The following is a 14504-nucleotide window of genomic DNA, read 5'->3' on the forward strand; positions in this document are numbered from 1 at the left end:
AGACGTTTATTTTACCCGTTCCAGCAGCTCATCGCGGTATGAGCCAGCCAGCGGAATCTGCGCTTTGCCGATGGTGAGCTGGTGCCGCTCTATTTTCTCAATGCGGTCGAGGGCCATGATGTAGGACTTGTGAACGCGCATAAACTGATCGGCGGGAAGCAGATCGATGGCTTCTGTGATGGTCATGCGGGTGAGGGCTTTTTTACCCGTTTCCTGAAACGTCAGATAATTACCTTCCGATTCCACATACTGTAACTCCTCCAGGTTGATCCGTACCCAGTCATAGCCGTCTTTTACGAAAACGAAGGGCGACTTTTTTGAATCGCCCGACAGGCGTTCGTAGGCTTTGTTGGCCGCCTGCATAAACCGCCCGAACGCGATGGGCTTCAGCAGGTAATCCAGCGCACTCAGTTCAAAACCCTGCAAGGCATACTCGGGGTAAGCCGTCGTAAACACCACCAACGATTTGTTACCAACTACCTGAGCAAAGTCCAGCCCCGTCAGATCGGGCATGTTGATGTCCAGAAAAATCAGGTCAACAGTTTCTGTTTTCAGGAAAGTAAGGGCTTCGAAGGCGTTCACGAACGTTCGTTTCAGGTCCAGAAACGGCACTTTACAAGCGTGCGCTTTGATAATATCGAGCGCAATCGGTTCGTCGTCAATGGCTATGCAACGGAGGGTAGGCGGCATGGGTTAAGACTAATTAATCTGTACAGTTGGTAGAATCCGGTTCAGGTATCTGTAGCTAACCAGGCACGTCAGCAAACAACCAATCAGCAAAGTGCCATACATTAAATCGCTGCCCATCCACTCGCGGGTCTGATTCTGGCTCATGTCCAGCGCTTCGTCAGTCAGCAACGTGAGCGAGCTGAGGCCATTGTTCACAAAATGCAAAAACATACAGAGTGTAAGCGAACGAGTACGATAATACAACCAGCCGAGCGCAATACCAATGAAAGCCGCGTTTAGCGCCTGAGCTGGAATGAGGTGAATAAGGCCAAAAATCACTCCCGACCAGATAATAGCTTTGGTAGGGCGGTAGTTTTTCAGCAAACCATCCAGGATAATACCCCGGAACAAAATCTCCTCCAAGATTGGCGCGGCAATTACTGCCGATACAACCATGTTTTTGTTGAACATTTTTTTTATCATCTCTTGCACGGCATCAGGCATGGGAATGGCGCTCACAATAGGCTCGGCCAGCACGCCCATCGCAATTAACCCGACCGCCGATACCAGATACGCCGAAACGGGAACCGACGCAAATGACAACGCACGGCTACCCCGCTTGCGGAACGCATACCAGATAGTGAGCATCATGCCAAGGGTATAAGCCAATGTTTGCCCTATGGTATCCAGAAAGGGCAGCCCGTAGTTATCGGCAACGGCCTTAAGGCCAATCATTGGTATGGCAGCGGGTATCTGCGCCAGAATAAATACACCCACCAACATCCAAATTTGCGTGAGCGTTGGATAGGCGTTTTCAGTGGGGTTAACTGGCTGAATATGTTCTTCAGCTAAATCGGAGGCAACGGTCGTCATGATCAGGTATAGTTACAGTTTAAAGCTTTATAGTCAAATCTATCAAAAAAGTATCGCTATTCTCATTAACCGTTAGCGTGTGCCGATCCGGATAGGCCAGCCTAAGCCGCTGACGAACATTAGCCATCCCCAGCCCGGTTCCTTTTTCCAGATCTGTACGGGCCAGAACGCTGTTTTCGGTGGTGAGGTGAAGCGTTCCCTCCTGTACGCGCAATCGAATGTGGACAAAGCAGGGATACTGCATACTGATGCCATATTTGAACGCATTTTCGATGAGCGGATTTAATAGCAGGGGCACAATTCGGGCGGGCTTCTCGTCCCAGTCGATGGTTACCTGAATGTCGATATTGTCCAGATTCGGGAGACGGAGCCGCTGCAACTCGACGAAATCATCAAGAAAACGGAGTTCCCGCTGAATATCGGTCGTTTGCAGCCGCGACTCTTCCATCACATAGCGCACAATACCCGATAGCTGCTGAATGCTCTCGGCCGTTCGGGGGCTATCTTCCAAAATGGCCGTGCCGTAGATGTTGTTGAGCGAGTTGAACAGAAAGTGCGGATTGACCTGGGCTTTCAACGCGTCGAGTTCGGCCTGAGTGCGCTGCTGAATAAGGGCAACTTGCAGCTTCCGGCTTTTCCGGAAGTCGACAATAAACCCGTAAACAACCATGTAAATAAGCAGCAGCGAGGTCAGAGTCGAAGCAAACATCTCGTTATAGGCTTTTGCCTCCCGCTTCCGGGCCAGGTCAAAATTCGCAAACAGTCTCGTCAGACCATCGCTTATAAGATTCCAGAACAGCAGCAAACAGACAATGTACAGAATGGTGTAGGCTATCTGATTTTTTTTGAACACATGCCGGTGGAATAGCACATAGTAGACATAAGCAATACCCGACAGTAACCCAACAATCACCAAAAGCCCAAATAGCCCGCCAATAATCGCTCCAATCAAGGCAGTTGTATCTTTCCGACCAGTATCCTTAAAGCCATCCTTGAATCCGCGGACAAAATCCCCAAAATCAGTATACAAGAGTATTACAATGCCTACGGCGATAACAATCCATATTCCCCATTTCTCCCAGAGAAGTATACGCTGGGGGGTGAGCCACTGTTGGCGGATGGGGTTGTTCGGTTGTTGCGTCACTTCCTTTAGCGTAAGTTCCATTTATGTTTAATCAAATTTAGAGTAAACAAATTGCTTCCGGTGTCATGGCGGCCAGTAATACCAGCGAATGTATGATGACGGCGTACCAGTAACCGTACTTCATTCGGACATAGCCGAAGTAAAAGCCATTGAGCAGCCACGTCATCAGGAAAAGAGGCAACAACAGCGCTTGCCAATGGTGCAGGGTGTATACATCGTCTATGATTTTCATGAAGCCATAAACTAAACCTGTTCCGTACAAAATCCATCGGAAGTTGGCTTTCCAGAACCGTTCGATACGGGCGAAAACGAGCGGCCGTTTCAGGTATTGACCCAATCCAAAGCTAATAGTTGCCCAAGCGATTACTAGCCCAAACCCGGCAAACGTTCCGGCTTCTTCTTTTAGGGGGCGGTAGAAATAGCCTAGTAAAATACAGAGCAAAAGGGCTCCTAAATTTCGTATTCGCTTAGGCGAGACCCGGAGGATAGATCGAAAAATAGCCTCCTCAATCATGACGGCTAGTACTGACGCCAATAGGAGCAGACCAACAGATGAACTGTAGCGTACCAGAAGTGGCCTGAAAATAGGCTCTCCCGTTATGAGCCGGGCTACGATAACATTCCCTGCCGCGATGAGCAGTACCCCCAATAACAGGGGATATGCAGTAAGAAACCGTTGGAGTGTCAGCGCCGTTTTTTGGCCGGGCCGGTCGGACAGGGGCTGGCGGTATTGTGGCCGACGAAGGTAATGCTGAAAATCAATGAAAGATGCTTGTAACGTTTCCATGAGATGACTGCAAGAGTAAGGGATTAAGAAATGGGAAGGATTAGTATTGCGCGAGGGTATCCGATTTGACGACCGGCATCACCGCCTGGCGGGGCGATGGCATAATTACGTGGGGTTGTTCGGAAGGGATAGGGCCATTTTTTTGACCTACGTTTTCGAGACCATAGTAGAAAGGAGATTCAGCCTGCTCCGTTTTCTCAGGCAGGATATGAACCTCTTGAATACTATCCATCTGAAAAACGGGCTGAACAGGAGTTGTTGGCCGTACGGGCTCGATGGACTCGTGTGTGCAGGCGGTGAACGAGATAGCGGCAAACAGGAGGGCGAAGGCGTTGGTAGTCGTTTTCATAAGATAAGGTCTGTAAATAGCTTGTGTTGAGGTTTACTTGTGTGTTCGGCATCAGTTGCGCCGTTTCGATGGATCAAAACAAGCACATGGATTCCGCCCCCTAAAATCAGTGTGATGAAGCCCCCGTACTTTGGGAGGAAATGGGCGAAGTTTGGGATGATGTCAGTACCTTTGACCAACCTGACTCGCCTTTACCGACATTTGGCAATCCATGAATCAGCAAGACATTATCGACTTCATACAACAAAGCGACAGCCCGAAAATCAAATACGGCTTTACCGATATTGACGGAGTGCTGCGTGGCAAGATCATTCACCGCCAGAAATTCTTGGATGGCCTGTCCGATGGATTCGGTTTTTGCGATGTCGTGTGGGGTTGGGACGTGTCAGACACGCCCTACGACAATGGCCAAACAACGGGCTGGCAGTCCGGTTACCCCGACGCGCCCGTTCGGCTGGATCTGGCCACCTTTCGGCAACTGCCCTGGGAAGACAACATCCCGTTTTTCCTGGCCGACTTTACCCCTGCTCCAGACAAACAACCTACGCATTACGCGCTGGCGGCCTGTCCGCGCAGTTTGCTCAAACGCATTGCCAGTCAGTGCACCGACATGGGCTTCCATGCCGAATATGCCCAGGAGTTTGAGTGGTTCAACTTCCGCGAAACGCCAAAGAGCTTGCAGGACAAGAGCTTTCAAAATCTGGAGCCGCTAACGCCGGGCATGTTTGGTTACTCCATCCTGCGCCCTTCCCTCGAAAGTGCGTTTTACCACGACCTTTTCGATATGCTGGGTCAGTTTGATATTCCGCTGGAAGGGCTGCATACCGAAACCGGACCGGGCGTGTACGAGGCCGCCATCATGCACGATGAAGTCGTTCGGGCGGCCGATAAAGCGGCTCTGTTCAAAACCGCCGTGAAGGAAATCGCGTATCGGCATGGCATCGTGGCTACGTTTATGGCCAAGTGGAACGCCGACCTGCCGGGTTGCAGCGGGCATATTCACCAAAGTTTATGGAATCCCGAACAGACAACGAACCTGTTCTATGATGCCACTCAGCCCGACAACATGAGTGAACTAATGCGCCAGTTCATAGCCGGGCAGTTGTATTGCCTGCCGCACATTACACCCATGTTTGCTCCGACTATCAACAGCTATAAACGGCTCGTTGAAGGGGCCTGGGCACCCACCACCGTTACCTGGTCGGTAGATAACCGCACTACGGCGCTTCGGGTATTAAACCACAAAGAAGCATATACTCGGGTGGAGCATCGGGTATCTGGGGCCGATACGAATCCTTATCTGGCCATAGCTGCCTCGCTGGCGTCGGGTTTGTACGGTATCCGGCATAAACTGTCGCTGGATATACCGGCCTCGGTTGGCAATGGGTACACAGATAAACGAAACGGCATCCTACCCTCAAATTTAGCTGAAGCGACGCACGCCATGGCCCATTCGCCAGTGGCGACTGAACTGTTTGGCGCTGAGTTTGTTGACCATTTTACCCGCACCCGCGACTGGGAATGGCGGCAGTACATCCGCCAGGTCAGCGATTGGGAATTGAAACGATATTTTGAAATTATTTAGTGATGTTGGTGTAGTAAGTACTATTGGTAAAGGGGTGCAGTAAGGTCTGCAAATTAGTTGACTTACTCCATCTATTTCCCTGCTACACCCCTTTACCAATGTAAAATGCGCCTTGTTGATTATTCATCGATTATAAAAAAAGCCTGGGCAGATTTTGATGGGTCTGTCCAGATTGATACTATAGAAGATATCAGTGCCAAAGTTTCGACCAATCACGTCTTCAGAGTTACGTTTGAGGATGGCGACCACATTATCGCCAAACTGTCCTATTTCGGTAAATACGAGCAGTTTCTGGAAGATCATCATATTATTCATGCGCTGGCGAATAATCTGCTTTATCCGTTTGAGAACGTACTAGCCAAATCGCTGGTCCGCGACGGCCATGTATATACGTACCGGCATCGGGATGGGTTTATTGATGCCTGGGTCGTGTTCTATAATCCAATTCGCATTCAGTTGAAGTTACCCCGTCGGCTGGAAGACCACCACATTCAACTCCTCGGTCGTGAAGTAGCCCGGTTTCATAAAGCCTGTTCACGGGTTAGCCCGGTGCTGCCTAAATCGAGTAAAACCCTGCGGTCTGATGTGTGGGATTTGCTCGATCTGCTGGAAACCGAAACTGGCCAGTTTGAACACCGGATGCACATCGATGAATTGAAAAACCAGTGCGAACTATTCCTTGCAAATCGCCAGAAACTGGTTGCCGGAACGGTCGAAACAATGCCCGTATTTGTGGATTGGAACATCGGCAATTTCTCGGTTACCAATGATCTGGAGCTTTATTCCCGTTGGGATTATGATTGGTTCCGGATTAGTTACCGGGTCATGGATTTCTATTTTTTCAGCCGTGTTGTTTCGAATGCAGGTGATCGAACGGTTTTTAGTTACGTGATCGGTCCCTTGATGGAAGACCGTTTTTTACTGTTTTTAAAAGAATATCATCGCATTTTCCCCCTTACCGAAAACGAAATTCGGTTTTTACCCGAGGCTTATCGGTTTTTCATACTCAACTATGTCATAAAATACGGTCGTTATTTTTTCCACCGTACCTACGCCATTAAGCTCCAGCAGGAGGCCTACGACATTTATTTCCCATCAATTGACTCTTTCGATGCGGACAAAATTCTGAAGGCGTTGGGTATTTAACCGCCCTGGCGGTCTGCGTAAACGTGACCGACATAAACGATCTGGCTGTACTGCTTGAAGCTATTCGGCAGGGAGATCAGGAGGCTTTCCGGCAGTTGTATGAACGAACCAAAACCCGGGTTTTCAACCTGGCGCTTGGTTATGTCCGAAACCGCGAGGATGCCGAAGAAATCACCCAGGATGTATACGTAGAGTTATTTCGGTCGGTCGGGAGCTTCAACGGCGACGCCAGCCTGGCAACCTGGCTCTACCGCATTGCGGTCAATAAATCGCTCGATTTCCTCAAACATCAGAAGCGCCAGAAACGCTTTGCCTTCCTGACGAGCCTGTTTGATTCGCATACGGGCGAAACGCTCTACCAGCCCACCGATTTTTCGCACCCTGGTATCACACTGGAAAACAAGGAACAGGCTGTTATCTTGTTTAAGGCCATCGACACGCTTTCAGAGAAACAGAAAACAGCCTATATCCTCACTAAAGTAGAAGGACTAACCAATGTTGAAACGGCGGCTATCATGCAAATCAGCGTTGGTGCTGTTGAGTCGTTATTACAACGAGCCACAGAGAACCTAAAAAAGCAACTGGCAGGTTTCTACAAAACGCTAAATGGTTAACCGTACCCACGGGTTTCAACCCATGTTTTTCAGCATACGTATAAACTCAACTCGTATTTTTAGTAGATGAATAAACACGGATTGAAACCCGTGGGTACAGTTAATTACAATTCACCTTCATGCCGTAGGAATCGCTTACTCTTATCGTCTAACGCACTATGGAACCCAAACAAGAGAAATGGATAAATGATATACTGGACAGCTTAGATAACCTCCAACGGACTGAACCAAATCCATTTTTGTTTGCTAAAATCCGTGATCGGCTGCTTTCAGCACCACAAACTGTATACGTACCAACCCGAACCGTGTGGCTGGCTGCGGCCTCTTTTGCTTTGTTGACCTTACTAAATGTACATCTATCGACGCAACAGTCGGCATCGACAAACGCAACGGCCAGCGCATTGAATACGGTGGTAACCGATATGCAGCTTTACCCGGCAACGACTCAATTCTACGACGTATGGAGCGAACTAAACTACTAACCTTTGCCGTCGTCGGCCTGCTTCTTCTCAACCTGCTGACCGTCGGGTTTCTTTTCTTTAAGCCTGAGCAGGGACCTCCTGGCAGACCCGGTGCAGAAGGTCCCGCAGCCGTAATTATCGAGCGGCTTCATTTGGACGCCAGCCAGCAGGTGCGCTACCGCCAACTGGTTAAGGAGCATCAGGAACACACTCACACATTGAACCAAAAGACGGCGCAATTATACCGCACCTACTACGGTTTGCTGGAAACTCCTACCTACGATGCCAGACGGGCAAATTCTCTGAGCCAACAAATTGCAGACAACCAACGGTCGATAGCTCAACTGAACTTCGATCACTTTACGCAAATTAAATCCCTATGCCGCCCCGACCAGCAGGAAGATTTCAATCGGTTGGTCAGTGATTTAGCCAGACTCTTTGGCCGTCAGCAACGCCCACTCGGACAGGGTCGCCCCGGTATGGGTGGCCCACCGCCGGGAGCGCCCGAAGATTTGGCACCTCGCCCGTAGGAATTACGAAGCGGACAGCGTCTAACGGTATTGAGTGACGAGGTTGTACTAAGCAGCAAGATGCTGTTTGGTACAACAAACCACCCATTAAACCGTCAACCAACATAGCTTATGAACATGCTGTCAGCCGCATCTAAATCGAGTATTCTGCTTCTGCTTTTTTCATTCGCAGCATTTATAGCCTGTCAGAAAAGTAATGATTCTGTTTCTCCTTCAATCACCACTACAACCGGAACAACAAGCTCAACGGCTACCAGTATCGGTACGGGCGTTCCGGACGTGTACAAAAAGATTTACGGAGCTACCGAGATTTACGTAGAAGGAACCAACATTGTTATCAAGACCAAGGGACGTCCCGACCACAAAAGTCCATATTACCAGGGAACAGCTTGGGAAAGTACCCTCTATGAATCCTATAACGGTACAAATACTAAATACGCCATTAACCCTAACCGGATTGCCGAGGTAAACCTGACGTTCAAAATACCGATGAACCCGGTCGTTGATGCAGTCCATGCCGAAACACCGCTGGGAGCCATCGGGGTCTCCCTGAACGGTGTTGCTTTTTTTAATCAATACGCAGCGCAGCGGGCCGTGTTAACGAACGAAATAAACGGCTTCGATCAGTACAACGGGCACCCACAGCAGCAGGGGCAGTACCATTACCACATTGAGCCAACCTATCTGACGAAAGCGAAAGGCAAAGATGCACTGCTGGGTTTTCTGCTGGATGGATTTCCGGTATACGGCCCGGTAGAAAATGGCAAAACCATCACCAATGCCGATCTGGATAAGTATCACGGACACACGGGCGCGACGGCTGACTATCCGAACGGAATCTATCACTATCACATCACCGCCGAAGACCCTTACCTCAATGGCAGCGGATATTATGGTAAAGCGGGCACTGTCACGCAATAAGTTGAGCCAGATAGCCGCGCTGCTGCTCATGTTAGGCAGTTGTAGGCAAAGCGCACCGGCTACCACCATTCCGCATGTATATGCTTCGGCAGACCTGCGCGGATGGCAAAAGCGGGAGGGTAAATTATGGCGGCAAGACACACTCTTCAGTGGCTGGTATTATCAGCTCGGGCCTACCGGCGATACCACTTTTTTAGGTTCGTATTATCTAGGCAAGGCTGAGGGACCTCACCGGCAATGGTATTCAAACCATCAGCTAAAGGAGATTCGCCATTATAAGAATGGCTGGCAGGAAGGTGAGCAACACGGCTGGTACGAGTCGGGCAAACCGGCCTTTATTTATCAGTTTAAAGGCGATGTGTATGAAGGCAGTCGAAAAGAATGGTATCCGAACGGACAGCCAGCACAAGATGGCCATTACCATGAAGGACATGAACATGGCTCACAAAGGATGTGGTACGCCGATGGAAGTCCAAAAGTAAATTATGTAGCCCGAAACGGCCGTAACTATGGATTTACAGGAGTTAAGAACTGTGTTAATGTCTGGGATTCGATTACTGTTTCACACTAGTATCGCGGTCGTTTGGGCACTAAGTCTGGTTGCGTGTCATAAACAGGAATCAGCAGGCGATACGCACGCGTCGTCTACTGAAGAGGCTGTCCCGTATTACAACACACCAGATTTTACGCCCGTATGGCTTAGCGATCCGGCTGATGTAAACGCTAAAATCACCCATCGAACGGGCGACTTCAGCTTTCGCGACCAGACAAATACGCTCGTTACTCAGCAAGCTCTGGCGAATAAAATTCACGTCGCCAATTTCTTCTTTACGGCCTGCCCGACTATATGTCCGAAGATGACCAACCTGCTCAGGGCAGTTCAGGATACTTTCCGGCATGAGCCCCGAGTAGCGTTGCTTTCCTTCAGCGTAACTCCCTGGCTAGACTCAATACCACGGCTTCGTAAATACGCTGCTGAGAAGGGAGTTATAGCCAATAAATGGCACCTGCTTACCGGCGATCGGGGCAAACTTTATACGCTGGCCCGCCAGTCATATTTTGCCGAGGAAACCATCGGTTTCACCAAAGACTCTACCGAGTTTCTCCACACAGAACATATCATTCTCGTCGACCAGAATCGTCGAATTCGAGGGGTTTATAATGGGACGCTGCCGCTGGCTATAGATCAATTAATTACGGACATCAAATTGTTATTAGGAGAAATCTGATAAAAAATTCGGGCCGCGTCGTACTTTTACCAATAATCTATTGCCTGCAACGCCCCTCGTTACTATTCGCTGACGGGAGAGCCGGACGTTGTGATCCATTTTTCCGTGTGCCCTCATGCAGACTACCGATTTCAAAACCGTAGCAGAAAAATATAAGGTTATCTTCTTCGATGCATTCGGCGTGTTGAAAAACTCAGAGGGGTTATTACCTGGTATAGAGCACACCTTCAACTGGCTTCAGGAAACCGGCAAAGAGTTTTACGTACTTACCAATGATGCGTCGCGCGGGCCGCATGAGCTTGCCGAGTCCTATTACAGACAGGGCTTTTACGCCATACAACCCGAACGCATTATCTCGTCCGGTATGCTCGCCCGCGAATACCTGGACCTGAAAGTACATAACGGCACCGTTGCCTATCTGGGCACCGAAAAGTCAGCTCATTATCTGGAAACGACAGGCCTCAAAACACTGCCCATCAGCCAGGTCGATTTGAAAGATGTAGCCGATATTAATGCCCTTGTTTTACTCGATGATGAAGGGTTCGACTGGAATACCGATTTAACCAAAACGGTCAACCTTCTTAGAAAGAGAAACATTCCGGTCATTGTGGCGAATACCGATACGACGTACCCTGTTTCAAAGACCCGTATTGCCATTGCGATTGGTGCCGTAGCCAAAATGATTGAAACCATCGTTGGAAAACAGTTCATCCGGTTTGGCAAGCCCGATGCGCAACTGTTTATGTTTGCCTACGAAAGACTAAAGACTGACGATAACATCAGCAAACGGGATATTCTGATGGTTGGCGACACCCTTCGAACGGATATTTTAGGGGGTAATAAATTTGGGCTGGATACGGCCTTAGTATTGACCGGGAATACCCAGCCACAGGATGCCGAGGTCTTAATTCGCAGTACCGGCATTATTCCTACCTACATCTGCAAGTCGGTAATCATTCGGTAAAGCGGCTGCCATTTACCATTTAACAAGCTTTTAGTGAAGCAAATACCCCGCTCAGCAGCCTATATACGAGCGATTCATCCGCTAAAAAATTGTTTGATAATACAAAGGTAAATACGTTTCTTTGCGCAGTTTTTTAACTCGAACAGACTACTAAAATGTCGGACATTGCACAGAAAGTAAAGAATATCATTGTTGAAAAATTAGGCGTTGAAGAATCAGAAGTTACGCCAGAGGCAAGCTTCACCAACGATTTAGGGGCCGATTCGCTCGACACAGTTGAGCTGATCATGGAATTTGAAAAAGAATTCAACCTGCCTATTCCTGACGACGAAGCTGAGAAAATCTCTACCGTTGGCCTGGCCATCGAATACCTGGAGAAAAACATCGGTAAATAAGTCGCAGTAAGATCAAGCAAACGTCATAACGAATACCTCGGTACCTGTCCAATTGACTGAATTGGAATTGGTACTGGGTGTTGAAGCCAACGCCAACAAATACGGTATCGGCGTTGTTTTTCTTTTTTCATTTCGTAGTAAACCCGTATGACAATCAAGCGCGTAGTAGTGACCGGCCTCGGTGCGTTGACACCGATCGGCAATGATGTAGCCTCTTACTGGAACAGCTTAGCCGCCGGTGTAAGCGGGGCCGGTCCCATTACAAAGTTTGACGCCAGCAAATTTCGCACGCAGTTTGCCTGCGAACTCAAGGGCGTAGATGTTACTCAATTTATTCCCCGACAGGAAGCCCGTAAAATGGACGCGTTTACTCATTACGCGCTCATTGCTACCGACGAAGCCGTGCGTGATTCAGGATTAAACCTTGACACAATCGACAAAAACAAGGTGGGTGTTATCTGGGGGTCTGGCATTGGCGGCCTTAAATCCTTCGAGGATGAGATGATCGACTATGCCAAAGGCGACGGTACACCCCGCATTAACCCATTCTTTATTGTCCGCATGATTGCAGACAGTGCGTCGGGCCAGATTTCTATGCGGTACGGCTTTCGGGGAACAAACTACGTAACCGTTTCGGCCTGTGCCTCGACAAACAATGCCATTATTGATGCCTTCAACTATATTCGGTTGGGCAGATTGAACATGTGTGTGGTAGGTGGTTCAGAAGCCGCAGTTACTCGGGCAGGTATTGGTGGATTTAATGCCAACCGGGCCCTATCTGAACGCAACGACTCGCCCCAGACGGCATCGCGGCCTTATGATAAGGATCGGGATGGTTTTGTACTAGGCGAAGGAGCTGGCTCACTCATTCTGGAAGAATATGAGCATGCCCAGTCTCGTGGTGCTAAAATATATGCTGAGTTAATTGGCGGGGGGATGTCGTCTGATGCCTATCATATTACCGCCCCTCACCCCGATGGTCTGGGTGCTTTCCTGGGAATGCAGGATGCACTGGCCGATGCGGGAATTGACCCAACTGAAATCGACTACATTAACACGCACGGTACATCAACACCCATTGGTGATCCTCAGGAGTTAAAAGCCATTCATCAGTTATTCGGTGAACATTCGTTTAAGTTGAACATCAGTTCAACGAAGTCGATGACAGGGCATTTACTGGGTGCCGCCGGAGCCGTTGAAGCCATTGCCTGTATTAAAGCACTGGAACATCAGCTTGTTCCGCCAACGATTAATCACTTCACCGACGACGACGAGATTGACCCCCGCTTTAACCTAACGTTCAATACCGCACAGGAGCGCTCCATGACAACTGTGATGAGTAATGCGTTTGGCTTTGGCGGGCACAACGCCATCGTTATCTTCCGTAAACTTAGCTGAGTCGTGCAAATCGCTCTGCCCCGTAGTTTATTCAATCCTCTCGACTGGTTCAAGCGTGGCAGCGCTGATCCGCGCAAAAATCTGCGCCGGTCCATTGCGCATATCATTGGCGCACGCCCATCAAACCTTGGCTTGTATCAATTGGCGCTCCGCCATACATCGGCGTCGAAAGCGACGGCTATTGAGGGGTTTCGGGAATCGAACGAACGGCTGGAGTATCTGGGCGATGCCGTGCTGGGTATGGTTATCGCCGAATTTCTGTTCAAGAAGTATCCATACAAAGATGAAGGCTTCCTGACGGAGATCCGTTCCCGAATTGTTAACCGGGAAACTCTAAACGGAATTGCCCGTAAAATTGGCCTCGATCAGCTCATTGAATATGACGGAAGTCGGACGCGCAGCCTGCCCGCTCGTACATCCATGTATGGCGATGCGCTGGAAGCGCTGGTTGGCGCGGTGTATCTGGATAAAGGGTTTCGGTTTTCACGCCGATTTATCCTTAAAGATTTGCTGGCCCATTACGATATTGAGTCCGTCGTCCAGAACAATGGCAACTACAAGAGCCGTCTGATTGAGTGGGCGCAACGCGAAGGCAAAGAAATCCGCTTTGAAATTGTTTCTGAAAAAGGGAACAGCCATTTCCGCGAGTTCATTTCGCAGGTTGTCATCGACGATGAGCCATTTGCTACAGGAAGCGGTTACAGCAAGAAAAAAGCCGAACAGGCCGCAGCCGAAAAGGCTTTCGAAATGCTGACAACCAAATAGGTCACGACTTCAGGCTGGCGATAGCCATAAATTAACCATGAGCCACTCCGCCAGAGTGGCTTTTTCTATAGGACACGCCCGCCACATTGGCACAAATAAGACTGTTTTTTCACATCCGGAATGACAAATTTGCCGGAATCAGGGTCATTCAGGCTATGGCATGAAGTTTGAAAAATACCTATCAGAACCTATTAACTAATTCTCAACTTAAAATCTTGATTAGTCATGAATCCGTTAATGCGCACGAACAACCACTTACCCTCGTTGATCGAGAACTTTTTCGGCCGCGACATGAACGACTTGTTCAACACAAATGGCTCCGGAGTAGCAAGCGTTCCAGCCGTAAACGTGCTTGAACACCAAGATGGATTCCGGATCGAAGTAGCCGCACCGGGTCTTAAGAAAGAAGATTTCAAACTTAATCTGAACCACAATAACCTAACAATTTCAGGTTCGCAGGAGAGTCAGAAAGAAGACCAGGATAAAAATAATGAGCGGTATACGCGCCGGGAGTTCAGTTATTCATCCTTCCAGCGGACGTTCACACTGCCGACGTCAGTCGATGCCGACAACATTCAGGCCGCTTACACGGATGGTGTGTTGAAGATTAACATTCCCAAGCGCGAAGAAGCCAAAGTAAAACCACCCCGGCAAATTGAAATAGGGGGTTAATT

At 49.1% G+C, this 14504-nt stretch carries 18 protein-coding genes; 13 read left to right on the plus strand and 5 right to left on the minus strand.

Annotated features, from left to right (window positions below; genetic code table 11):
• Positions 1-6: 6 nt before the first annotated feature.
• Genes NT073_RS08635 through NT073_RS08655 form a run of 5 tightly spaced genes read right to left on the minus strand, consistent with a single transcriptional unit; the run spans position 7 to position 3822 of the window.
• Complete coding sequence (locus NT073_RS08635) at positions 7-690, minus strand: LytTR family DNA-binding domain-containing protein (protein ID WP_297371812.1); 684 nt, start codon at positions 688-690, stop codon at positions 7-9.
• Between the two features lie 9 nt (positions 691-699).
• On the minus strand, positions 700-1542 hold the full coding sequence (locus NT073_RS08640) for a type II CAAX endopeptidase family protein (RefSeq protein WP_297371815.1): 843 nt from the start codon (positions 1540-1542) through the stop codon (positions 700-702).
• 19 nt (positions 1543-1561) lie between these two features.
• A complete protein-coding gene (locus NT073_RS08645) occupies positions 1562-2707 on the minus strand; it encodes a histidine kinase (protein WP_297371817.1) in 1146 nt (381 codons plus the stop codon).
• A gap of 16 nt (positions 2708-2723) precedes the next feature.
• Positions 2724-3473 (minus strand): CPBP family glutamic-type intramembrane protease, encoded by a 750-nt coding sequence (locus NT073_RS08650; protein WP_297371820.1) that lies wholly within the window; start codon positions 3471-3473, stop codon positions 2724-2726.
• A gap of 40 nt (positions 3474-3513) precedes the next feature.
• The gene (locus NT073_RS08655) at positions 3514-3822 is read right to left on the minus strand and encodes a hypothetical protein (RefSeq protein ID WP_297371824.1); all 309 of its coding nucleotides are present in this window, start codon (positions 3820-3822) and stop codon (positions 3514-3516) included.
• 211 nt (positions 3823-4033) lie between these two features.
• On the opposite strand from NT073_RS08655, the gene NT073_RS08660 reads away from it, so the two are divergent.
• The 13 genes from NT073_RS08660 (at position 4034) to NT073_RS08720 (ending at position 14502) form a co-directional block, all read left to right on the plus strand.
• Positions 4034-5407: a glutamine synthetase family protein gene (locus NT073_RS08660; protein ID WP_297371827.1), complete on the plus strand. Its 1374-nt coding sequence runs from the start codon at positions 4034-4036 to the stop codon at positions 5405-5407.
• Positions 5408-5512: 105 nt separating this feature from the next.
• The gene (locus NT073_RS08665; protein ID WP_297371830.1) at positions 5513-6553 is read left to right on the plus strand and encodes a hypothetical protein; all 1041 of its coding nucleotides are present in this window, start codon (positions 5513-5515) and stop codon (positions 6551-6553) included.
• A gap of 23 nt (positions 6554-6576) precedes the next feature.
• Positions 6577-7167, plus strand: coding sequence for an RNA polymerase sigma factor (locus NT073_RS08670; protein ID WP_297371833.1), 591 nt, complete (start codon positions 6577-6579; stop codon positions 7165-7167).
• 158 nt (positions 7168-7325) lie between these two features.
• A complete protein-coding gene (locus tag NT073_RS08675; RefSeq protein WP_297371836.1) occupies positions 7326-7649 on the plus strand; it encodes a hypothetical protein in 324 nt (107 codons plus the stop codon).
• Positions 7628-8158: a periplasmic heavy metal sensor gene (locus tag NT073_RS08680; protein ID WP_297371839.1), complete on the plus strand. Its 531-nt coding sequence runs from the start codon at positions 7628-7630 to the stop codon at positions 8156-8158. The genes NT073_RS08675 and NT073_RS08680 overlap by 22 nt, the downstream gene beginning before the upstream one ends.
• A gap of 117 nt (positions 8159-8275) precedes the next feature.
• Positions 8276-9079 (plus strand): YHYH protein, encoded by an 804-nt coding sequence (locus tag NT073_RS08685; protein ID WP_297371944.1) that lies wholly within the window; start codon positions 8276-8278, stop codon positions 9077-9079.
• A complete protein-coding gene (locus NT073_RS08690) occupies positions 9036-9650 on the plus strand; it encodes a membrane-binding protein (protein ID WP_297371842.1) in 615 nt (204 codons plus the stop codon). Before NT073_RS08685 ends, NT073_RS08690 begins: the two co-directional genes overlap by 44 nt.
• Positions 9619-10308 carry an SCO family protein gene (locus tag NT073_RS08695; protein ID WP_297371845.1) on the plus strand — a complete coding sequence of 230 codons (690 nt, stop codon included), beginning with the start codon at positions 9619-9621 and terminating at the stop codon, positions 10306-10308. The genes NT073_RS08690 and NT073_RS08695 overlap by 32 nt, the downstream gene beginning before the upstream one ends.
• Before the next feature lie 115 nt (positions 10309-10423).
• Positions 10424-11272 (plus strand): TIGR01459 family HAD-type hydrolase, encoded by an 849-nt coding sequence (locus NT073_RS08700; protein WP_297371847.1) that lies wholly within the window; start codon positions 10424-10426, stop codon positions 11270-11272.
• A 155-nt stretch (positions 11273-11427) separates the two neighbouring features.
• Entirely contained in the window at positions 11428-11667 is a 240-nt protein-coding gene (locus NT073_RS08705) for an acyl carrier protein (RefSeq protein ID WP_012929621.1), read from the plus strand.
• Positions 11668-11814: 147 nt separating this feature from the next.
• Positions 11815-13065, plus strand: coding sequence for a beta-ketoacyl-ACP synthase II (gene fabF, locus NT073_RS08710; RefSeq protein ID WP_012929622.1), 1251 nt, complete (start codon positions 11815-11817; stop codon positions 13063-13065).
• 3 nt (positions 13066-13068) lie between these two features.
• Positions 13069-13830, plus strand: coding sequence for a ribonuclease III (gene rnc / locus NT073_RS08715; protein WP_297371850.1), 762 nt, complete (start codon positions 13069-13071; stop codon positions 13828-13830).
• A 225-nt stretch (positions 13831-14055) separates the two neighbouring features.
• Complete coding sequence (locus NT073_RS08720) at positions 14056-14502, plus strand: Hsp20/alpha crystallin family protein (protein ID WP_297371853.1); 447 nt, start codon at positions 14056-14058, stop codon at positions 14500-14502.
• The last annotated feature ends 2 nt before the right edge of the window (positions 14503-14504 follow it).

This window comes from Spirosoma sp., from assembly GCF_026391055.1.
Classification (GTDB): domain Bacteria; phylum Bacteroidota; class Bacteroidia; order Cytophagales; family Spirosomataceae; genus Spirosoma.